Here is a 20,359-nt window from a genome sequence, read left to right on the forward strand (position 1 = left end):
CCCCGAGGTCAGTTGTGCTCAGCGACCGCCGTCCCGGCCGGACCGAGCAGGCGCAGCAGGACGCCTTCACCGGGCCGCAGGGTGATCGAGGACAGCGGCACGGCCGCCGGGGGCGCGGCCCGCCCGGGGTCCGTCGACACCAGGAGGGTGCACAGGTCGTCGGTGAGCCCGTCCACCCGCAGGGGGCGGGGCTCGGCGGCGAAGTCGACGGCCGCGAGCAGCCGCTCGGGCCCGTGGGTGCGCAGCCACGCCAGGACGTCAGGGCCCGCGTCCAGCAGCTGCTGGCCCCCGCTCTGCAGGGTCTCCGAACCGGCGCGCAGCGCGCCGAGCCGGCGGACGAGGGACAGCGTCGAGCGGGGGTCGGCGGCCTGGCGCTCCACGCACAGCTCCTCGGCGTCCCGGACCGGCGGCAGCCACGGCGTCCCGGTCGTGAAGCCGGCGCCGGCGCCGGCGTCCGAGGGCGGCCGCCAGGGGAGGGGCGCGCGCTCGGGGTCCCGGCCGTCGACGTCGACCACCCGGTCCGGCGGGACCTCGGCGTCCGGCAGGCCCAGCTCGTCGCCCTGGTAGAGGAAGGGCGTGCCGCGCAGGGCGGTCAGCAGCAGGGCGACCGCGCGCGCCCGGACCGGCCCCGCGCCGGCGCCGTCGTCGTACCGGGTGGCGATCCGCGAGTGGTCGTGGTTGCCGAGGAACCACGCCGGCCACGTGTCGGGCTCCGCGAGGGCCTGGAACTGTGCGATCACCGACCGGAAGGCGGCCGCCTCCCAGGGCAGGTGCAGGAAGACGAAGTTGTGGGCCAGGTGGAGCTGGTCGCCGCCGCTGAGGTAGGTGACGACTCGCCGCAGGTCGAGCAGGTACACCTCACCGACGATCATCCGGTCCGGGTACTCGTCGACCACCCGCCGGATCCCGCGCAGCCGCTCGTGCGCGACGGGCTGCCAGTCCTGGTCGTGACGCAGCTCGGAGCCCGCGTTGCTCGCCAGCTCTGGGTCCTTGCCCAGCCGCTGCAGCGCGTCGATGCGCAGCCCGTCGACCCCGCGGTCCAGCCAGAACCGGACGACGTCGTGCATCGCGGCCTCGACCTCCGGGTCGTCCCAGTTCAGGTCGGGCTGCTGCGGCGTGTAGGAGTGCAGGTACCACTGGCCCGTCCGGTCGTCCCGGGTCCAGGCCGGACCGACGGCGCCGAACTCCGACCGCCAGTCGTTGGGCGGGCCGCCGTCCGGAGCGCCGTCCCGCCAGACGTACCAGTCGCGTCTCGGGTCGTCCCGGCTCGACCGCGAGGCGCGGAACCACGGGTGCTGGTCGGAGGTGTGGTTGGGCACCCAGTCGAGGACCACCCGGATGTCCCGGGCGTGGCAGTCGGCGATCACCTGGTCCAGGTCGGCGAGGGTGCCGAACAGCGGGTCGACGTCGCAGAAGTCCGCGACGTCGTAGCCGGCGTCGGCCATCGGGGAGGTGAAGACCGGGGAGAGCCAGACCGCCTGCACGTGCAGGTCGCTGAGGTGGTCCAGGCGCGCCCGCAGACCGCGGAGGTCGCCGACGCCGTCCCCGTTCCCGTCGGCGAAGGACCGCGGGTAGACCTGGTAGACGACGCCGCGTTGCCACCACGGGGGCGAGCTCATGCGGCCCACCCTAGGGACGACGCTGCCCTCCCGCGCTGCCGAGCCGACAGGGCTCCGGAGGTGTCAGCGCGGTGCCGGTGGCCGCCTCCTACGGTGTCGGGGTGCAGTCGGGCGTGCGGGCGCGGGTGCCGCGGTGACCACGTCCCTGGACGTCCTGCCCGAGGGGCTGAGCCCGACGGCGCTGCTGCTGGTCGTGCTCGCCGGGCTGGTCGCCGGCTTCGTCGACGCCGTCGTGGGCGGCGGGGGTCTGGTGCAGCTGCCGGCCCTGCTGCTCGTGCCGGGGCTCAGCCCGGTGGAGGCCCTGGCCACCAACAAGCTCGGGTCGATCCTCGGGACGACCACCAGCGCCGTCACGTACCACCGGAGGGTCCACCCGGACCTGCGGACCGCCCTGCCGATGGCGGGCCTGGCGCTGGTCACGAGCTTCCTCGGCGCGTCGATCGCGGCGCTCCTGCCGGCCTCGGTGTTCAAGCCGGTGATCGTGGTGGCGTTGGTGGCCATCGGTGCGTTCACCCTGCTGCGTCCGTCGATCGGGCAGGTGACGGCGCTGCGGCACGCGGGTCGCCGACACCACGGCGTCGCCGCGGTGGTCGGTGCCGTCATCGGCTTCTACGACGGCGTCCTCGGACCGGGCACCGGCTCGTTCCTCGTGTTCGCGATGGTCTCGCTGCTGGGCTACGACTTCCTGGCGGCCAGCGCCAAGGCGAAGATCGTCAACTGCGCCACCAACCTCGGCGCGCTGGTGTTCTTCGTCCCGCACGGCTACGTCTTCTGGGGCCTGGGGCTCCTGCTCGGTGCGGCGAACACGGTCGGCGCCTACCTCGGCGCACGGCTGGCGACCACCCGGGGCAGCCGGTTCGTCCGGATCGCCTTCCTGGTGGTCGTCACCGCCCTGCTGCTGCGGCTGGGGTGGGACGTCTGGGTGGAGGACATCCGCCCGGCCAGCTGAGGTCGGACTGCTCGCGACGGGCGCTGAGCCCCTCCACCGAGGTGGCACAGCTCACTCCCAGGGTGTCCACTGGGCTGACCCGCTGACCACCCGAGGAGCAGCCATGCCGCGTCGCCGGTCCACCCTCCTGGCCCTCGGCGGTCTCGCGGCCGGCCTGCTGGTCAGCAGCCCGGCAGCCGCCTCCCCACCCGCCGTCTCCCCGCCAGCCGCCGACCCGGTCGCCGACCGGCAGCCGCTGGCCGTCGGCACGGGAGGCGCGGTGGCGACGGTCGACCCCGATGCCACCCGGGTCGGCCTGGAGGTGCTGGCGCGGGGCGGCAACGCCGCGGACGCCGCGGTGGCGGCAGCCGCCGCGCTCGGCGTCAGCGAGCCCTACTCCGCGGGGGTCGGCGGTGGTGGCTTCTTCGTGTACTACGACGCCGCCAGCCGCACGGTGTCCACGATCGACGGCCGGGAGACCGCACCGCTGGCGATGGGCGCCGACGCGTTCCTCGACGCAGCCGGGGACCCCCTGCCCCTCCAGGAGGCGGTCCAGAGCGGCCTGTCCGTCGGGACCCCGGGCACCCCGCTGACCTGGGCGCGTGCCCTGGCGGAGTTCGGCACCCTGTCCCTGGCGGAGGTGCTGGAGGGCGGGACCCGGCTCGCCGCGGAGGGGTTCGTCGTCGACCGGACGTTCCAGCAGCAGACCGCCGACAACCAGGAGAAGTTGGCCCGCTTCGCCTCCTCCGCCGAGCTGTTCCTGCCCGGTGGCGCACCCCCGGAGGTCGGCTCGGTGTTCCGGAACCCCGACCTGGCGCGCACCTACGACCTGCTGGCGGAGGAGGGCGTCGGCGCGCTGTACACCGGTGAGATCGGCGCGGACGTGGTGCGGACCGCACAGCACCCGCCGATGGCCGTGGGCGCCGACCCGGTGCGGCCGGGTCTGCTGGCGGCGGAGGACCTCGCGCGGTACGACGCGCCGCTGCGCGAGCCGACCAGGGTGGACTACCGCGGCCTGGAGGTCTACGGGATGGCCCCGCCCTCCAGCGGTGGCTCCACCGTGGGCGAGGCCCTCGGCATCCTGGAGCAGTTCCCGCTGAGCACCCTCCCCGCCGTCCCGGCGCTGCACCGCTACCTGGCGGCCAGCGCGCTCGCGTTCGCCGACCGGAACGCCTACGTCGGTGACCCGGCGTACGTCCAGGTGCCGCTGGCCGAGCTGCTGTCCCCGGCCTTCGCCGCGGAGCGCGCCTGTGCCATCGACCCCGACCGGGCCCTGGCCACGCCGGTCGCCGCCGGTGACCCGGACGGCGAGTACGGCCCGTGCCCCGCGGAGGACGCCGCGACCCCGGACGCTGCGACCGAGGGGCCGAACACGACCCACCTGACCGTCGCGGACGCGGCCGGCAACGTCGCCAGCTACACGTTGACCATCGAGCAGACCGGCGGCAGCGGGATCACCGTCCCCGGCCGCGGGTTCCTGCTCAACAACGAGCTCACCGACTTCACCTTCGCGCCGAGCGACGCGACCGTCCCCGAGCCGAACCTGCCGGCTCCTGGCAAGCGTCCGCGCAGCAGCATGTCGCCGACGATCGTGCTGCGCGACGGTGAGCCGGTGCTGGCGCTGGGGTCGCCGGGCGGCAGCACGATCATCACCACGGTGCTGCAGACGCTGCTCAACCGGGTCGACGGGCACCTGGACCTCGCCGAGGCCATCGCCGCCCCGCGCGCCTCGCTGCGGAACACCGCGGCGGTGGAGGCCGAGCCTGCCTTCGTCGACGCCCACGGCGCGGAGCTGACGGCGCTGGGGTACTCCTTCACCACGACCGCGGAGATCGGTGCGGCGACCGGGATCGAGTTCCTGCCCGGTGGCCTGCTGCTCGCCGCCGCGGAGTCCGAGCGCCGGGGCGGTGGCAGCGCCGGCGTGGTGCACGAGTTGGCGGCCGGCGGGGCCGGCGACGGCGCGCTCGTTCCCCGGCTGGGGACGGGCGGCTAGCCGTACTGCCCGGACAGGTCGCTGTGCCGGGGGCACATACGACCCGCCGCCGTCCGGTGCCCGGGCCACGTTGTCGCGCCGGGCGCCGCGGACGACGGTGGAGGAGCCCGCCGGTGGGCGACCGCCGCGGGCACCCGACCCGAGGCTGCCCGGACGAAGGAGTCCCCATGCGGTTGCGCAGGCCCCTCACCACGTTGGTCGTCACCTGACCGCCGCGACGGTCGCGCTGCAGGCGGCACCGGCGCAGGCCGGGCCCGGCGGGAGGGGGCCCGCGCCGGGGCCGCGGGCCTGCACCGCGTCGGACACCGTGCGGGTGCCCGGGGCCGAGCACGCGGAGACGGCCTGCCTGCCGGACCTCACCACCGCCGGGCTGCTCACCGCCGCGCCGGGCAGGTACACCGACCAGCCCGACTGGGTGTCGCTGCACGCGCCGGGCACGACGAACCCGACCGGCGTCCCCGGGCTGCAGGTCGACGGGTACTTCCCGGACACCTCGACGTTCAACACCACCCACGGCTGGTCCCACGACAGCCAGTTCGTGCTGCGCATCCCCGACGACTGGAACGGCGGGCTGGTGGTGGCCGGCGCGCCGGGCACGCGCAAGCAGTACTCCTCGGACTTCCTGATCTCCGACTTCGTGCTGGCCCAGGGCTTCGCCTACGCGGCCACCGACAAGGGCAACAACAGCAACGACTTCTACCGCGACGGGGAGCAGCCCGGTGACGCCGTCGCCGAGTGGCACCAGCGGGTCTCCCAGCTGGCGGTGGCCGCGAAGGGCGCGCTCCGCGAGCGGTTCGGCCACCGGCCCACCCGCACCTACATGGCCGGCATCAGCAACGGCGGCTACCTGGTGCGCTGGCAGCTGGAGAACCGGCCCGACCTCTTCGACGGCGGCGTCGACTGGGAGGGGACGCTGTTCACCCCGGACGGGCCGGACCTCTTCAGCTACCTGCCCACGGCGGTGCGCTACAGCCTGGGCCTGGCCGACGCCGAGGACATGTACGCCGCCGGGTTCGCCCGCGGGTCCGAGGCGCTGTGGCCCTACCACCAGAGCATCTACTGGGGGCTGACGCAGAAGGTCTACCGGGCGGAGTTCGACCCCGGCTACGACCCGACCTGCCCGGGGGCGAGCGCCGGCGCGACCCTGCCGGAGCTGGTCGCGCCGTGCCCGAGCGACGCGGCCTACGACAGCGCCTTCGCCGACCCGGACCGCCCGGTGCACGACGCCCTGGCCCGGATCAGCCTCACCGGGGCGATCAAGCGGCCGCTGCTGACGCTGCACGGGACGCTGGACACCCTGCTGCCGATCAGCACCGACAGCGACGTCTACGCGCAGATGATCGCCGAGCGGCACCGCGACCGGCTGCACCGCTACTACCGGATCGAGGGCGGCAACCACGTCGACAGCCTGATGGCCCTCGACCCGCAGCAGCTGCGCCCGATGCTGCCCTGCTTCCGGACGGCGTTCGACGCCCTCGTCGGCTGGGTGGAGACCGGTCAGCAGCCCCCGGCCAGCACGACCGTGCCGAGGCCGCCCGGCAACGGGGCGACCGACCCGGCGCTGCTGAACAGCTGCTCGCTGGGCTGAGCGGAGCCGGCCGGCTCGGCTCAGCCGGGGGGACGGGGCACGAACGGGAGCTGCTCGACCCCGTCCTCTGCCACCACCAAGGCCGAGCCGGCCGGCACCTCCTGCCAGGCGCCGGGCAGTGCGACCAGGGGCTCGGAGACGACGACCCGCGCCCCCGGGGAGAAGTGCGCGAACCGCTCCCGCTCCGGGTAGAGCAGCCGCAGCGTCTCCACGTCGGCGCTGGACCACAGCGTGTTCGGCTCACCGCCGCTGGCGTAGCGGACGGCGTGCAGGCGCGCGCCGTCGGTCAGGCCGAGGGTCATCTGCAGCGGGTCGGCCACCCCGGAGGCGGCCGCGACCGACTCCACGAAGCCGGCCATCCGCTCGAGCGCGGGCAGCGGGTCCTCCAGCAGCCCGAAGGTGATCGCCAGGAGGAACAGCACCTCCGAGTCCGTCGTCCCGAGGATCGAGCCGAACAGGTCCGGGCGGACGGCCAGCACGAGGTCCCGCCGGAGGCGGGCGTGGTCGGCGACGTAGCCGTTGTGCACGAACATCCAGCGGCCGGCGGCGAACGGGTGGCAGTTCGTCTCCTGCACCGGGGTGCCGGTGGCCGCCCGCACGTGGGCGAGGAACATCGGCGTGCAGACCTCGGCCGACAGGGTCGCCAGGTTCCGGTCGCCCCACGCGGGGGCGTCGCTGTGGAAGAGGGCCGGCACCTCACGGCGGCCGTACCAGCCCAGCCCGAAGCCGTCACCGTTGGGCACCGGCATGCCCGGCGCGTGCTGCCGGCTCTGCTCGATCAGCGACCGCTCGGGGTCGTAGAGCAGCTCGCGCGGCTCGATCGGCGCGCCGACGTACCCCAGCCACCGACACATGACGTCTCCTCCCTGCCGTGGGCCCGCTGACCGTCGTCAGCGGGAGGCCGGCAGGTCAGACGGCCGCAGCGGGACGCGCAGCCGTCCAGGTCGGCGGCACCGGGACGACCGTGCAGCCAGCGTCCGCCGGCGCCGGCCACCGGAGCTCACCCGTTGCGGGTGAGACCAGGCCGGGCATGCCGACCGTGGCGTGGCTCACTATGGTCGGCAGGTCCGCCCGTCCGTGCCGGCACCGGGGAGTGCGCCCATGAGGTTGATCATGCTGTCGCCGCCGGGGGCGGGGAAGGGCACGCACTGCGCGTGGCTGACCGAGGAGACCGGGGTCGCGCACATCTCCTCCGGCGACCTGCTGCGCGCCGAGATCGCCCGGGGCACCGACCTGGGCCGGCGCCTCGCCGGGTACACCAGCCGCGGCGCGCTCGTCCCCGACGACGTGATCTTCGACCTGCTCGTGCCAGTGGTGGTGGCCGCCGCCCGCAACACCGGTGGGTACCTCCTCGACGGGTTCCCGCGCACGCTGCCGCAGGCGCTGCGGGCCCAGGAGATCGGCCGGCAGGAGGACCTCGGCGCCGACGCGGTCGTGTACCTGACCGCGCCGGAGCCGGTGCTCGTCAGCCGGCTCCTGGCGCGGGCGGCGGACCAGGGCCGGGCCGACGACACCCCGGAGGTGGTCCGGCACCGGCTCACCGTCTACGCGGAGGCCACCGCACCGCTCATCGACCACTACCGCGAGCGCGGGCTGCTCATGGAGGTCGACGCCGACCGCCCGGTGGCCGAGATCCGGGACGACCTGCGCGGCCGCCTCGCCGAGCGCGGCCTGCTCGGCAGCGGGACCGGCCCCGCCGCGGGCTGACCGCGAAGGTCAGGGGGCGACGTCGGGGACGACGTGCTGGGACTCCTTCGGCGGGCGGACGTAGTCGCTCTCGACGGGCGGCCGCGGCGGGAGATCGGGTGCCTCCGGGGTGAGGTCCTCGTAGGGCACCTGACCCAGCAGGTGGGAGATGACGTTGACCCGGGCGCGCTTCTTGGAGTCGGCCTCGACCACCCACCACGGCGCCTCGGGGATGTCGGTGGCCGCGAACATGGCGTCCTTCGCCCGGGAGAAGTCCACCCAGCGGTTGCGCGCCTCGAGGTCCATCGGGCTGAGCTTCCAGCGCTTGGTCGGGTCCTGCAGGCGGGCCTGGAAGCGCTTCTCCTGCTCGGTGTCGCTGACCGAGAACCAGTACTTGACCAGCGTGATCCCACTGCGCACCAGCATCCGCTCGAACTCCGGGCACGCGCGCAGGAACTCCGCGTACTCCTCGTCGGTGCAGAAGCCCATCACCCGCTCGACGCCGGCGCGGTTGTACCAGGAGCGGTCGAGCAGGACCATCTCGCCGCTCGTCGGCAGGTGCGCCACGTAGCGCTGGAAGTACCACTGCCCCCGCTCGCGCTCCGAGGGCGCCGGCAGCGCGACCACCCGCGCGGCCCGGGGGTTCAGCGACTCGGTGATCCGCTGGATCGCCCCGCCCTTGCCGGCGGCGTCGCGGCCCTCGAAGACGACCACCACCCGCAGCCCGCGGGCGCGGATGAACTCCTGCTGCTTGACCAGCTCGACCTGCAGCCGGGCCATCTCCCGCTCGTAGGCCTTCTTGTCCACCTTGCCGGTCGTCCGCGGGGCCTCTTCGACCGAGGGGGAGCCGGTGCCGGGAGCCGTCATGGCGCCAGGGTGGTCCGGGGGCGGTCCGGTGACAACCCCTGCCGCCCCGGTCCCTGCGCGGGGCGACGCCGGGGGGCCTAGCGTGCTGGCGGTGGGCAGGCGTGTGGTGGTCATCGGCGGGGACGCCGCAGGGGGCAGTGCGGCGTCGCAGGCCAAGAAGCGGCGGCCGGACCTGGACGTGGTGGTGTTCGAGCGCGGCCGGGCGACGTCCTACTCGGCCTGCGGCATCCCGTACTGGATCAGCGGCACGGTGGAGGACGAGGCCGCGCTGATCGCCCGGACGCCGGAGCAGCACCGCGCCGCGGGCATCGACGTCCGGATGCGCACCGAGGTGGTGGGCATCGACCTGGACCGCCGGGTCGTCTCCTGGCGCGAGCTGGACGGCGGGGGAGAGGGCACCGAGCCCTACGACGACCTGGTCTACGCGACCGGCAGCGTCCCGATGCGCCCGCCGGTGCCGGGGATGGACGCGGACGGGGTCTACGGCGTCCAGGTGCTCGACGACGGCGTCGCGCTGCGCGCGGAGCTCGACGGGGGCGGCGTGCAGCGGGTCGTCGTGGTGGGCGGGGGCTACATCGGCCTGGAGATCGCCGAGGCGTGCCGGGTCCGCGGTCTCGACGTCACCGTCGTCGACCGGTCGGCCACCCCGGTCGGCACCTTCGACCCCGACATCGGCGCCTTCGTCGCCGACGCCGTGCGCGCGGAGGGGATCGAGCTGGTGCTCTCCGACGGGGTGTCGGCCATCGACGTCGGGGACGACGGACGCGCCCGCGCCGTGCGGACGGCGAGCGGCCGGGTGCTGCCGGCGGACCTGGTGGTCCTCGGCCTGGGCGTGCGGCCCGACGTGCGGCTGGCCCGGGAGGCCGGCATCCCGCTGGGCACGTCCGGCGGCGTCGCCGTGGACGCCGGCATGCGCACCCAGGTGCCGGGCGTCTGGGCCGCCGGGGACTGCGTGGAGTCCCGGCACCGGCTGTCCGGCCAGCGGATGGTGGTGGCCCTGGGCACCCACGCCAACAAGCAGGGCCGGGTCGCCGGCATCAACATCGGCGGCGGGTACGCGACCTTCCCCGGCGTCATCGGCACCGCCATCACCAAGGTCTGCGACCTGGAGGTCGCCCGCACCGGCCTGTCCAGCGCGGAGGCCACCGCGGCGGGCTACCGGTTCGTCACCGCCTCGGTCGACTCGACCACCAAGGCCGGCTACTTCCCGGGCGCCGCCCCGATCCGGGTCAAGATGATCGCCGAGCGGCGCAGCGGGCAGTTGCTCGGCGCGCAGGTCGTCGGGCGGGAGGGGTCCGCGAAGCGCATCGACGCCCTGGCGATCTGCGTCTGGAACGAGATGGGCGTCGACGAGGTCCTCTCCCTCGACCTGTCCTACGCGCCGCCCTTCTCCCCGGTGTGGGACCCGGTCCTGATCACCGCCCGCAAGGCGCTGGAGGCCGTGGAGGCCGACGCCCGGCAGCTGTGAGAGGCGGCCGCCGATGAGTTCCGGCCCGGTCGCGGGTCCGTCCTGGTGTCGCAGGACGCCGACCCCCGGAGGACGCCATGACCACCCCGAGCCCCCCTGCCACCGGCCGGCCGCCCGTCGTCGACCGCGCCACCTGGCAGGCCGCCCGCGACGAGCTGCTGGTCCGGGAGAAGGCGCACACCCGCGCCGGTGACGCCCTCGCCGCGGCCCGCCGCCGGCTGCCGATGGTGGAGGTCGACGGGTCGGCGGAGGTCACCGGGGCCGACGGCCCGGTCCCGTTCCGGGAGGTCTTCGCCGGCCGGGACGAGCTCGTCGCCTACCACTCGATGTGGTTCGACGGCGCGCCGCCCCAGGGGCAGTGCGAGGGCTGCACCTTCAACCTCTGGCACCTGCGGGACACCGTGTACCTGCAGGCCCGCGGGGTCTCCTTCGCCGTCCTCACCTCGGGCCGGTGGGCGGAGGTGGCGCCCTACCGGGACTTCATGGGCTACACCCAGCCCTGGTTCTCCGTGCGCGGCGCCGAGGAGTCGATCGGCACGGTGGAGGGGCACATCGAGTGCTACCTGCGCGACGGCGATCGGGTGTTCCTCACCTACGAGACCACCGGCCGGGGCAACGAGCCGGCCGACGGGACGCTCGGCCTGCTGGACATGACGCCCTACGGCCGCCGCGAGGGGTGGCAGGACGACCCGGAGGGCTGGCCGGCCGCACCCGAGGTCGGCGCGCCCGTGGGCGGGCACGGCGCGCCCATCTGCTGGTACTGGCGGTCGGGCCCCGACGGCGCCGGCCGGTGGGGTCCGACCACCCGGCCCGTGCCGCAGTGGACCCGCCCCGGCGCGACCCCGGTGGCGGACCTGGGCCGGCAGGGCGGGCACTGACGGGCGGCGGCGTCGCCCCCGTGCCAGGCTCGGTCCACGGGCGACGGCGCGCAGACGCTGCCCGGACGACGGTGCGAGACGGGGAGGCGACGTGCAGGCAGTGGTCTACGACCGCACCGGTGGTCCGGAGGTGCTCGCGTTCCGCGAGGTCCCCGACCCCGAGCCCGGCGACGGCGAGGTGCTGGTCGACGTGGCGGCCGTGGGCGTCAACTTCCGGGACGTCTACGAGCGCGAGGGGCGACCGCCCTACACGGCCGACCCGCCGGCGGTGATCGGCGTCGAGGGCGCGGGGACCGTCGTCGGCACCGGCGAGCGGGTGGCCTGGCTGGACGTCCGCGGCAGCTACGCGCAGCGGGTGGCCGCGCCGCGGGCGAAGCTCGTGCCGGTGCCCGACGGTGTGGAGCTCGACGTGGCCGCCGCCGCGATGCTGCAGGGCTGCACCGCGCAGTACCTGGTCACCGATTCGTACCCCGTCGCCGAGGGCGACTGGGCGGTGGTGCACAGCGCGGCCGGCGGGGTCGGCCTGCTGCTCACGCAGCTGGTCCGGGCACACGGCGGCCACGTGCTCGCCACGACCTCCACCGAGGCGAAGGCCGAGCTGGCCCGCGGCGCCGGGGCCGACGAGGTGGTGGTCGGCTACACGGGGTTCGCCGGCCGGGTCCGCGAGCTGTCCGGCGGCGAGGGCGCGGCCGTCGTCTACGACGGCGTCGGGCGGACGACGTTCGACGAGGGCCTGACCGCGCTGCGACCGGGCGGCCGGATGATCGTCTACGGCGCCGCGAGCGGGCAGCCCGCGCCGCTGGAGCTGCACCGGCTGGCCGGTGCCGGGTCGCTGTTCGTGCAGCGGCCGACACTGGCCACCTACACCCGCACGCCGGAGCTGCTGCGCGCGCTGGCCGGTGCGGTGCTGGAGACCGTGGCCGCCGGCCGGCTCGACGTCCGGATCGGGACCCGGCTCGCCCTCGCCGAGGCACGCCGCGGCCACGAGGAGCTGGAGGCCCGCCGCACCACCGGCAAGCTGCTCCTGCTGCCCTGACCCCGGGCACCGGGAGACCAGGGAGTTCCACGGGCGCGATCGCGGGCCGGTCACCGCCAGGGTCGGGGACCTGCCCCGCTGGTGGCGGGGACCCGCAGCACGTCCGTGGAGGTGCGCCCGTGACCACCCTGTTCCGCCGCCGGCACCTGCCCCCGCTCGACGGGGCGACCGCGTGGCTCAACTCCGGGCCGCTGGACCCCGACGGCCTGCGCGGGAAGGTCGTCCTGGTCGACTTCTGGACGCTGACCTGCATCAACTGGCTGCGCACCGAGCCGTGGGTCCGCGCCTGGTCGCAGGCCTACCGGGACGACGGGCTCGTGGTGATCGGCGTGCACACGCCGGAGTTCGCGTTCGAGCACGACCTGGACCTCGTCCGCCGGGCGGTGCAGGAGCGGGGGATCGAGCACCCGGTCGCCGTCGACAACGGGTACCGGGTCTGGCAGGCCTTCGAGAACCACTGGTGGCCGGCGCTCTACCTCGTCGACACCGACGGCGTGGTCCGCGACTCCCAGGTCGGTGAGGGCCGCTACGAGCACGTCGAGCGCCGGCTCCAGCAGCTGCTGGGCGTCGACCGCCCGGAGGTCGCCGTCGAGGGCGAGGGCGTGGAGGCGGCCGCCGACTGGGACCAGCTGGGCACACCGGAGACCTACCTCGGCGCCGAGCGCGGCAGCGGGCCGCACGCGCCGGGCGAGCTGCGCAGAGGCGACTGGTCCCTCACCGGGCGCTGGACGACCGAGCCGGAGGACGTCCGGCTCGACGAGCCCGGCGGCAGCATCAGCTTCCGCTTCTCCGCCCGCGACGCCCACCTCGTGCTCTCCCCGGCCGGCCCGGACCCGGTCCCCTTCCAGCTGCTCCTGGACGGCGACGTCCCCGGCGGCGCGCACGGGGTGGACGTCGACGCCGAGGGCCACGGCGTCCTGGACGGCGGCCGGCTGTACCAGCTGGTCCGCCAGGACGGTGAGGTCCGCGACCGCACGCTGACCGTCACCTTCGCCGGGGCCGGCGTACGGGCCCACGTGTTCACGTTCGGCTGACCCCGGTCCCGGGGCCGTCCCGCTCACACCGCCAGGAGGATGAGGATGTCCACACCCACCCGACCCACCTCGACCGGCACCGGCACCGTGCCCACGCCCCGCCGGGAGGCCGACCCGACCGCGGTCCGGCCGTTCCAGGTCCAGGTGCCCGAGGAGGAGCTCGCCGCGCTCCGCCGCCGCATCGCCGCGACGCGCTGGCCGACCCGCGAGCTGGTGGCCGACCGCTCCCAGGGGGTCCAGCTGGCCACGATGCAGGCGCTCGCGCGCTACTGGGCGAACGACTACGACCTCGGCCGGGTGCAGGCACGGCTGAACGCGCTGCCGCAGTTCCTGACCGAGATCGACGGGGTGGACGTGCACGTCGTCCACGTCCGGTCGCGGCACGAGGACGCCCTGCCGCTGGTCATGACCCACGGCTGGCCGGGCTCGGTCATCGAGATGCTGGACTCCGTCGGCCCGCTCACCGACCCGACGGCCCACGGCGGACGCGCCGAGGACGCCTTCCACCTCGTGCTCCCGTCGCTGCCGGGCTACGGCTTCTCCAGCGAGCCCACCGAGCTCGGCTGGGACGTCGGCCGGACCGGGCGGGCGTGGGCGGAGCTGATGCGCCGCCTGGGCTACACCCGCTACGTCGCCCAGGGCGGGGACGTGGGGGCCGGCGTCACCGACGCGATGGGCCGCCAGGCACCCGAGGGCCTGCTCGGCATCCACACCAACCTGCTGGTCAGCGCGCTGGGCTCGCCGCAGCCGACCGACACCGACGCCGAACGCGCGGCGGCCGAGGCGATCACCACGTTCCGCACGACCGGCATCGGCTACTTCACCGAGCAGTCCACCCGGCCGCAGACGATCGGCTACGCGCTGCTGGACTCCCCGGTCGCCCTGGCCGCCTGGATGCTCGACCACGACACCGACGCCTACCTCAAGATCTCCCGCGCCTTCGTCGAGGAGGAGCCGGTCGGCAACCTGACCCGGGACCACGTCCTGGACAACATCACCCTGTACTGGCTCACCGGCACCGGGGCCTCGGCGGCCCGGTCGTACTGGGAGAGCTACGGCGCACGCGCCGCGGCGGCCGCGTCCGGTGCGGTGCCGGCGGAGGTGCCGGTCCCGGTCGGCTTCACCACGTTCCCCGGCGAGATCTGGCGGACCCCGCGCAGCTGGGCGGAGAAGGCGTACCCGACGCTGAGCTACTTCTCCGAGGCCGAGCGGGGCGGGCACTTCGCCGCCTGGGAGGAGCCAGAGCTCTTCGCCCGCGAGCTGCGGGCGGCGTTCGCCCCGCTGCGCTGAGCCGCCTCAGGGGGCGTCGGCGCGGAGCGCGGGCAGCGACCCGCGCAGCTCCCGGCGGGTGCGCACCCCGAGCTTGGTGAAGGTCTTGTGCAGGTGCCACTCGACGGTCCGGGGGCTCACGAACAGCGCCGCCCCGATCTCGGGGTTGGTCAGCCCCTGGGCCGCGAGCCTGGCGATGTGCGCCTCCTGGGCGGTGAGCGTCGCCGGGGCCGGCGCCGTGCGCCGGCGGACGGTCTCGCCGGTGGCCAGCAGCTCGTGCCGGGCGCGGTCCGCGAACGCCTCCAGGCCCATCTCCGACAGCGCCCGGTGCGCGGCCCGCAGCTGGGCGCGGGCCTCGACCCGCCGTCCCTCCCGCCGCAGCCACTCGCCGTGCAGCAGCTGGGCCCGGGCCAGCTCCACCCGCACCCCGGTGCGGCCCAGGCGGTCGACCGCCTCGCGGTGCAGCTCGTCGGCCGCCGCCCCCTCGCGCAGCAGGGCCGCCCGGCTCGCCGCCACGCCCAGTGCCCAGTCGCTGCCGCTGGCCTGCGCCAGCGCGCTGAGCTGCTCGGAGGCGGCGGCCGCGGCCGCGGTCTCCCCGCTGCGCACCCCGGCCTCCACCAGCTCGGCCAGCGCCCACTTCGGCGGCCCCAGCTCGAGCGGGTCCGCGGCGGCCTCCTGGGCGGCGGGCAGCGCCTCGGCGTAACGGCCCAGGCCGTTGCACAGCACGGCGCGGGCCCACTGGGCCAGGTCCACCCCGACGCCCTCGCCGCGGGCGACGACGTCGTCCAGGCAGCGGCGGATGACCGGCTCCGCCTCGTCCGCCCGGCCACGGACGGCGAGCAGGCCCACCTCGCCGTAGCGCACCAGACCGCTGCCGGTGACCTCGGTGGTCCACCGGCACTCCTGGACCAGCTGCGCCGCCGCGGCCAGGTCCCCGGTGAACAGGTGCACGACCGTGCGGGTGTCCAGGGCCAGCGGCAGGGCCGCGAGGGCACCGGCCTCGCGGGCGAGCTGCAGGTGCCGCCGGGTCAGCAGGTCCCACTCGGCGTCGTCCCACAGCGATGCGGCCGCGGCCGCGGCGAGCCAGGCGGAGCCGAGCGCCTCGTCCATGGTCAGGTCCGCGCCGGCGAAGGCGGCGACGGCCCGGCGCAACGGCTGCACCGCCGGGGCGTACCCGTCGGTGGACAGCACGGCGAGGCCCGCGAGCAGGGCGTCGCCCCGGCCCGGCGCGGACGCGGGCGGCGCCGCCCGCACCGCCGTCGCGACCTGACGGGCGCCCGGGCCGGAGGCCAGCCGGCCGGCGAACAGCGCCGCGGTCAGCGCGTCCAGGTAGGTGGCCCGGGCCAGGTCCGCGTCGACCGGCTCCAGTCGCCGGGCGGCGGCCAGCAGCAGCGGCAGCGCCTCGCCGCCCCGGTCCTGGGCGAAGGACAGCTGCGCGCAGAGCAGCTCCAGCCGGGCCAGGTCCGCCTCGCCGAGCGGCCCGACCCGGGCCGTGGCGAGGGCACGGGTGGCGTCGTCGAACGCGCCGGCGGCGGTGCAGGCGCCGGCCGCGTCCAGCGAGCGCCGCACCCGCTGCGCCGGGTCCGGGGTGAGCGCGGCCGACCAGCCGAGCAGGGCGGCCGCCGCGGCCAGCCCGCCGGAGGACAGGGCCCGGCCGGCCGAGTGCTCGAGCTCGGCGGCGACGGACTCGTCCGGGCCGACGGCTGCGTGCGCGCGGTGCCAGGCGCGGCGGTCGGGGTCCAGGGGCGCGTCGGTGGCCTCGGCCAGCGCCCGGTGGGCCACCCGCCGCTCGTCGGGGGTGGCCGAGCGGTAGACCGTGGACCGGACCAGCGGGTGGCGGAAGCGGACCCGCTCGCGCAGCTCGACCAGCCCGGCGGCCTCGGCGGCGGACACCGCGTCCGGCCCGAGGCCGAGCCGCCCGGCGGCGCGCCAGAGCAGCGGGACGTCGCCGACCGGCTCGGCCGCGGCGACCAGCAGCAGCTGCCGCGACGGCGCCGGCAGCGCCTGCAGCCGGTGCCGGAAGGTCAGCTCCAGGCGGTGCTGCAGCGTGGCCGCTGCATCACCGTCGCCACCGAACGCCAGCTCCGCCGGCGTGAGCCCCCGGGGCAGCTCGAGCAGGGCCAGCGGGTTGCCCAGGCTCTCGGCCACGATCCGGTCCCGCACCCGCGGGTCGAGGGCGCCGGTCACCGCCGCCTCCAGCAGCACCGCGGCGTCCGCGCTCCGCAGCCCGGGCAGGGTGCGGCTCGGCAGGCCGGGGAACGGCGGGGCCGCCGCGCCGTCCCGGGCGGCGAGCACCAGCACGACGGGGTCGGCGGCCAGCCGCCGGGCGACGAACCCCAGCGCCTGCGCCGACGCCTGGTCCAGCCACTGGGCGTCGTCCACCGCGCAGACCAGGGGCCGGTCGCCGGCCACCTCCGACAGCAGCGTGAGCACCGCCAGGCCGACCAGGAAGCGGTCCGGCGGTGGCCCCGGCCGGAGACCGAACGCCGTGCCGAGCGCCTGCTGCTGCGGGGCGGGCAGGGCGCCCAGCCGGTCCAGCAGCGGGGCGCAGAGCTGGTGCAGCCCGGCGAAGGGGAGCTCCATCTCCGACTCCACGCCGGCCGCCCGGGTCACCCGGAACCCCGCCGCCCGCTCGACCAGGAAGTCCAGCAGGGCCGTCTTCCCGATCCCCGGCTCGCCGCGCAGCACCAGCACCTGGCTGCGGCCGGACCGGGCCGCCGCGAGCAGCTCCTGCAGCGCCTCGCACTCGGCGCGCCGGCCCACCAGGCCCAGCCACGAGCCGGGAGGGGGCATCTGCTCACCGCCTGGGGTCGGAGGCGCGGTCGTGCTGCTGCCGCCGACCCCCGTGCCGCGGCCCGCCCATCGCACACCCGGAGGGTGCCCGCCAGGAAGGGGCCGGACGACGGTGGCACGGTGGGTCCAGGGGCGGCGGCCCGCGCGGAGCGGGGCCTGGATGGTCAGGTCGTGCTGGCGTCCAGGGGGGTGCCCGCCCGGGTCTGGCGGCGCCTGGCCGCGACCGTGAGATAGCCGCTGACCGCCAGGTAGTAGCCGAGGTAGGCGAGGGACACCGCCACCACCAGCGGGTTCACCGACGGGTACTCGACCAGCAGCAGCGCGTAGGTGCCGATCCACACCGCGGTGAGCACCAGGCTGAGCGAGCGGAACGCCTGCGTGCGGGACGGGTAGAGGTAGCGCACGGGCACGAACACCAGCAGCGAGCAGACGACCAGGATCGTCGCGACGGTGACGCGGTCCAGGTCGAGCACGATGACGTAGAAGGCGACCACGTTCCAGTAGCTGGGGAAGCCCAGGAACGTGTGGTCGTCGGTCTTGGCGTCCACCCGGCAGAACTGGTAGCTCGACGCGAGCAGCGGCAGCGCGGCCAGCACCCACCCCGGCGCGCCGTCGGGCAGCGCACCCGTCGTCCAGAGCAGGACGACCGGCGCGAAGACGTAGGTCAGGTAGTCGACGATGTCGTCGAGCCGGGCGCCGTCGAACCAGGGGATCGTCTCCTTCACCCGCGCGGTGCGGGCGAGCATCCCGTCGGTGCCGTCGACGACCAGCGCCGCCAGGCCGATCCAGAGCGCGGTGATCGCGTCCCCGTCGAACGCGGCCAGCACGATGAGCAGCGCGAGCACCGAACCGCTCGCGGTGTAGAGGTGCACGGCCATGCCGGCCAGGCGCCGGCTCAAGGGGAACACCTGCGGCCAACCGCCTCTTGTGGTCGGGGATCGTGGGCTGCCGACGCGGGTCGGCTGCCGCGTCGAGCACCGCAGACCTTTCCACGTCCACGTGCGGTCGGCCCGATGGCGGGGCCGGACGTGTCGGTCGGGAGGCCTCCGGGAGCCCGCGAGTGGCAGCGACCGGGCGGGCGGGGCAGAGTGACCCGACTCCTCCTTCCGGACGCAGGCGGCCCGTGGACACATCGATCGAGCAGGACGGCGACCAGCACCTCGCCGAGTTCGGCTACAAGCAGGAGCTGGACCGCCGGATCGGCAGGTTCGCCAGCTTCGCTGCAGGGGTCAGCTACATCTCCATCCTGACCGGCACCTTCCAGCTGTTCTACTTCGGCTTCGGCGCGGGCGGCCCCGCCTACGTCTGGTCGTGGCCGCTGGTGTTCGCCGGCCAGCTGATGGTGGCGCTGTGCTTCGCCGAGCTGGCCGCGCGGTACCCGATCGCCGGGTCGCTCTACAACTGGACCAAGCGGCTGGGCAGCCGGACCACCGCCTGGATGGCCGGCTGGGTGATGCTCACCGCGTCGATCGTCACGCTGTCGGCGACCGTGCTGGCCTACCAGATCACCCTGCCGCAGCTGTGGTCGGGCTTCCAGGTCGTCGGGGACGGCACCGGCACCTACGACGTCGCGGTCAACGCGGTCGTGCTGGGCAGCGCGCTGATCCTGTTCACCACCCTGGTCAACGCCTACGGGGTGCGGCTGATGGCCCGGATCAACAGCACCGGGGTCTTCATCGAGCTGGTCGCGGCCGTGCTGATCATCGTCATCCTCGCCCTGCACGCCACCCGCGGCCCGCAGGAGGTGCTCACCGACACCGCCGGCCGGGGCGACGGCCAGCAGCTGGGCTACCTCGGCGCCTTCCTGGTCGCCGCGCTCGCCTCCGGCTACGTCATGTACGGCTTCGACACCGCCAGCTCGATGGGGGAGGAGACGATCGACGCCCGGCGCACGGCGCCGCGGGCGGTCCTCCGGGCGGTGACCGCGTCCTTCGTGCTGGGCGGGCTGATCCTGCTGTTCGGCCTGATGTCGGTGGACGACCTCGACGACCCGCAGCTTTCCTCCGCCACCGGCGGCCTGCAGTACGTGCTGCTCCAGGCGGCCGGGAACGGGTTGGGCAAGGCGTTCCTCGTGTGCATCGTCGTGGCCATCACGGTCTGCTGCCTGGCGGTGCACACGGCCACCATCCGGATGATGTTCGCGATGGCCCGGGACAACAACCTGCCCTTCGCGGCCCGGCTGGCCCGGGTGGACCCGCGGCGGAAGACGCCGGTGGTCCCCGCCGTCCTCATCGGCGTGCTGTCGATCAGCGTCCTGCTGGTGAACATCCGCCAGCCGCAGATCTTCACCACCATCACCAGCATCGCCGTGGTGATGATCTACCTCGCCTACCTGCTGGTCACGGTGCCGATGCTGGTCAGCCGGCTGCGCGGTCGCTGGCCGCTGGAGCCCGAGCCGGACGGCGCCCGGCACTTCTCGCTGGGCCGCTGGGGGCTGCCGGTCAACGTGCTGGCCGTGCTGTGGGGCGCCGGCATGGCGCTCAACCTGGCCTGGCCCCGGCGCGAGGTCTACAACGCCACCGCGCCGTACCACTGGTACCTGCAGTGGGGTGCCTTCGTCTTCATCGGCGCGATCGCGCTGGTCGGGCTGGCGTACTACCTGCTCCGCCAGCGTCACCGCTCCGGTGTGCTGCCCGACCACGCCGCCTGAGGACCGCCGGGTGCGACGTCGTCGTACAGGAGGGCCATCCGGTCGATGAACCAGGTCTTGCCTGCCGTCTCGACCGCCAGCCCGAACAGGACCATCCAGCCGTCCCGCACGAGGAGCCCCCGCGCGATGAAGGGCACGCCCAGGGCGCTGAGGCCGGCGAGCACGTTCGGTGCCACCCGGTGCCTGCTCGGGACGGGCACCTCGTCCCGTCGCGCCCACGCGGTCTCGCCCAGCACGCCCCGGGACGCCCAGTGGTCCAGCGAGCGCGGCGGCGGGAAGGCCCGGGGGTTGACCACGGTCCACGCGCAGACCAGCCCCACCGGCACGGCCGACCACCAGCCGAGCCGGTGGCGGGACCAGAGCGCCCCGGTGAGCAGGGCCGGGATCGGGATGCGGGTGTACACGCTCCACGGGTTGGCGTGGCGCTGCCAGCTCTCGCCCTCGAGGCCGAAGGCCTTGGCCATCCTGCTGTCCACGGTCATGGCGCACTCCCAGCGGGCGTCGACTCCCTGACCCCCGTGGGAGCCCGACGCTACGGCTGTCCGCCGAC

The 20,359-nt window shown here is 75.3% G+C and carries 16 protein-coding genes; 10 read left to right on the forward strand and 6 right to left on the reverse strand.

Going from position 1 to position 20,359, the window contains the following annotated elements; all coding sequences use genetic code 11:
- Window positions 1-8: 8 nt before the first annotated feature.
- Window positions 9-1,619 carry an alpha-amylase family glycosyl hydrolase gene (locus tag MODMU_RS11570; protein WP_014740426.1) on the reverse strand — a complete coding sequence of 537 codons (1,611 nt, stop codon included), beginning with the start codon at window positions 1,617-1,619 and terminating at the stop codon, window positions 9-11.
- 133 nt (window positions 1,620-1,752) lie between these two features.
- On the opposite strand from MODMU_RS11570, the gene MODMU_RS11575 reads away from it, so the two are divergent.
- From MODMU_RS11575 to MODMU_RS11585, 3 genes are all read left to right on the forward strand, one after another.
- A complete protein-coding gene (locus MODMU_RS11575; protein WP_014740427.1) occupies window positions 1,753-2,568 on the forward strand; it encodes a sulfite exporter TauE/SafE family protein in 816 nt (271 codons plus the stop codon).
- Between the two features lie 103 nt (window positions 2,569-2,671).
- Window positions 2,672-4,540 carry a gamma-glutamyltransferase gene (ggt, locus tag MODMU_RS11580; protein ID WP_014740428.1) on the forward strand — a complete coding sequence of 623 codons (1,869 nt, stop codon included), beginning with the start codon at window positions 2,672-2,674 and terminating at the stop codon, window positions 4,538-4,540.
- A gap of 313 nt (window positions 4,541-4,853) precedes the next feature.
- Window positions 4,854-6,128: a tannase/feruloyl esterase family alpha/beta hydrolase gene (locus MODMU_RS11585; protein ID WP_197537404.1), complete on the forward strand. Its 1,275-nt coding sequence runs from the start codon at window positions 4,854-4,856 to the stop codon at window positions 6,126-6,128.
- 20 nt (window positions 6,129-6,148) lie between these two features.
- Here MODMU_RS11585 and MODMU_RS11590 read toward each other — a convergent pair whose 3' ends face one another.
- On the reverse strand, window positions 6,149-6,982 hold the full coding sequence (locus MODMU_RS11590; protein WP_014740430.1) for a class II glutamine amidotransferase: 834 nt from the start codon (window positions 6,980-6,982) through the stop codon (window positions 6,149-6,151).
- 247 nt (window positions 6,983-7,229) lie between these two features.
- Between MODMU_RS11590 and MODMU_RS11595 the strand changes: the two genes are divergently transcribed.
- On the forward strand, window positions 7,230-7,835 hold the full coding sequence (locus MODMU_RS11595) for an adenylate kinase (RefSeq protein ID WP_014740431.1): 606 nt from the start codon (window positions 7,230-7,232) through the stop codon (window positions 7,833-7,835).
- Window positions 7,836-7,844: 9 nt separating this feature from the next.
- On the opposite strand, the gene ppk2 is transcribed toward MODMU_RS11595, so the two are convergent.
- Window positions 7,845-8,681: a polyphosphate kinase 2 gene (gene ppk2, locus MODMU_RS11600; protein ID WP_014740432.1), complete on the reverse strand. Its 837-nt coding sequence runs from the start codon at window positions 8,679-8,681 to the stop codon at window positions 7,845-7,847.
- 91 nt (window positions 8,682-8,772) lie between these two features.
- Between ppk2 and MODMU_RS11605 the strand changes: the two genes are divergently transcribed.
- From MODMU_RS11605 to MODMU_RS11625, 5 genes are all read left to right on the forward strand, one after another.
- Window positions 8,773-10,149 (forward strand): FAD-dependent oxidoreductase, encoded by a 1,377-nt coding sequence (locus MODMU_RS11605; RefSeq protein ID WP_014740433.1) that lies wholly within the window; start codon window positions 8,773-8,775, stop codon window positions 10,147-10,149.
- 77 nt (window positions 10,150-10,226) lie between these two features.
- Window positions 10,227-11,027, forward strand: coding sequence for a DUF899 family protein (locus MODMU_RS11610; RefSeq protein ID WP_014740434.1), 801 nt, complete (start codon window positions 10,227-10,229; stop codon window positions 11,025-11,027).
- Between the two features lie 91 nt (window positions 11,028-11,118).
- The gene (locus MODMU_RS11615) at window positions 11,119-12,063 is read left to right on the forward strand and encodes a quinone oxidoreductase family protein (RefSeq protein ID WP_014740435.1); all 945 of its coding nucleotides are present in this window, start codon (window positions 11,119-11,121) and stop codon (window positions 12,061-12,063) included.
- Between the two features lie 119 nt (window positions 12,064-12,182).
- A complete protein-coding gene (locus MODMU_RS11620) occupies window positions 12,183-13,097 on the forward strand; it encodes a redoxin family protein (protein ID WP_014740436.1) in 915 nt (304 codons plus the stop codon).
- 45 nt (window positions 13,098-13,142) lie between these two features.
- A complete protein-coding gene (locus tag MODMU_RS11625; protein ID WP_014740437.1) occupies window positions 13,143-14,387 on the forward strand; it encodes an epoxide hydrolase family protein in 1,245 nt (414 codons plus the stop codon).
- A gap of 6 nt (window positions 14,388-14,393) precedes the next feature.
- On the opposite strand, the gene MODMU_RS11630 is transcribed toward MODMU_RS11625, so the two are convergent.
- Both MODMU_RS11630 and MODMU_RS11635 read right to left on the reverse strand, forming a co-directional pair.
- Window positions 14,394-17,159 carry an ATP-binding protein gene (locus MODMU_RS11630; RefSeq protein WP_014740438.1) on the reverse strand — a complete coding sequence of 922 codons (2,766 nt, stop codon included), beginning with the start codon at window positions 17,157-17,159 and terminating at the stop codon, window positions 14,394-14,396.
- A gap of 164 nt (window positions 17,160-17,323) precedes the next feature.
- A complete protein-coding gene (locus MODMU_RS11635) occupies window positions 17,324-18,058 on the reverse strand; it encodes a CDP-alcohol phosphatidyltransferase family protein (protein WP_014740439.1) in 735 nt (244 codons plus the stop codon).
- A 224-nt stretch (window positions 18,059-18,282) separates the two neighbouring features.
- Here MODMU_RS11635 and MODMU_RS11640 point away from each other — a divergent pair, with 224 nt between their 5' ends.
- Window positions 18,283-19,809: an APC family permease gene (locus tag MODMU_RS11640; RefSeq protein ID WP_014740440.1), complete on the forward strand. Its 1,527-nt coding sequence runs from the start codon at window positions 18,283-18,285 to the stop codon at window positions 19,807-19,809.
- Here the strand turns inward: MODMU_RS11640 and MODMU_RS11645 are convergent.
- On the reverse strand, window positions 19,773-20,291 hold the full coding sequence (locus MODMU_RS11645; protein WP_014740441.1) for a DUF6653 family protein: 519 nt from the start codon (window positions 20,289-20,291) through the stop codon (window positions 19,773-19,775). The two genes, MODMU_RS11640 and MODMU_RS11645, sit on opposite strands and share 37 nt — an antisense overlap.
- Window positions 20,292-20,359 lie beyond the last annotated feature (68 nt).

Origin of the sequence: Modestobacter italicus, assembly GCF_000306785.1 — a bacterium.
GTDB classification, from domain to species: Bacteria; Actinomycetota; Actinomycetes; order Mycobacteriales; family Geodermatophilaceae; genus Modestobacter; species Modestobacter italicus.

What these genes read in the sequence shown, in the direction of transcription:
- MODMU_RS11570 (WP_014740426.1), bottom strand. Translation starts at nt 1,619, where the DNA reads ATGAGCTCGCCCCCGTGGTGGCAACGCGGCGTCGTCTACCAGGTCTAC.
- ggt (WP_014740428.1), top strand. Translation starts at nt 2,672, where the DNA reads ATGCCGCGTCGCCGGTCCACCCTCCTGGCCCTCGGCGGTCTCGCGGCC.
- MODMU_RS11590 (WP_014740430.1), bottom strand. Translation starts at nt 6,982, where the DNA reads ATGTGTCGGTGGCTGGGGTACGTCGGCGCGCCGATCGAGCCGCGCGAG.
- MODMU_RS11595 (WP_014740431.1), top strand. Translation starts at nt 7,230, where the DNA reads ATGAGGTTGATCATGCTGTCGCCGCCGGGGGCGGGGAAGGGCACGCAC.
- ppk2 (WP_014740432.1), bottom strand. Translation starts at nt 8,681, where the DNA reads ATGACGGCTCCCGGCACCGGCTCCCCCTCGGTCGAAGAGGCCCCGCGG.
- MODMU_RS11610 (WP_014740434.1), top strand. Translation starts at nt 10,227, where the DNA reads ATGACCACCCCGAGCCCCCCTGCCACCGGCCGGCCGCCCGTCGTCGAC.
- MODMU_RS11625 (WP_014740437.1), top strand. Translation starts at nt 13,143, where the DNA reads ATGTCCACACCCACCCGACCCACCTCGACCGGCACCGGCACCGTGCCC.
- MODMU_RS11630 (WP_014740438.1), bottom strand. Translation starts at nt 17,159, where the DNA reads ATGCCCCCTCCCGGCTCGTGGCTGGGCCTGGTGGGCCGGCGCGCCGAG.
- MODMU_RS11645 (WP_014740441.1), bottom strand. Translation starts at nt 20,291, where the DNA reads ATGACCGTGGACAGCAGGATGGCCAAGGCCTTCGGCCTCGAGGGCGAG.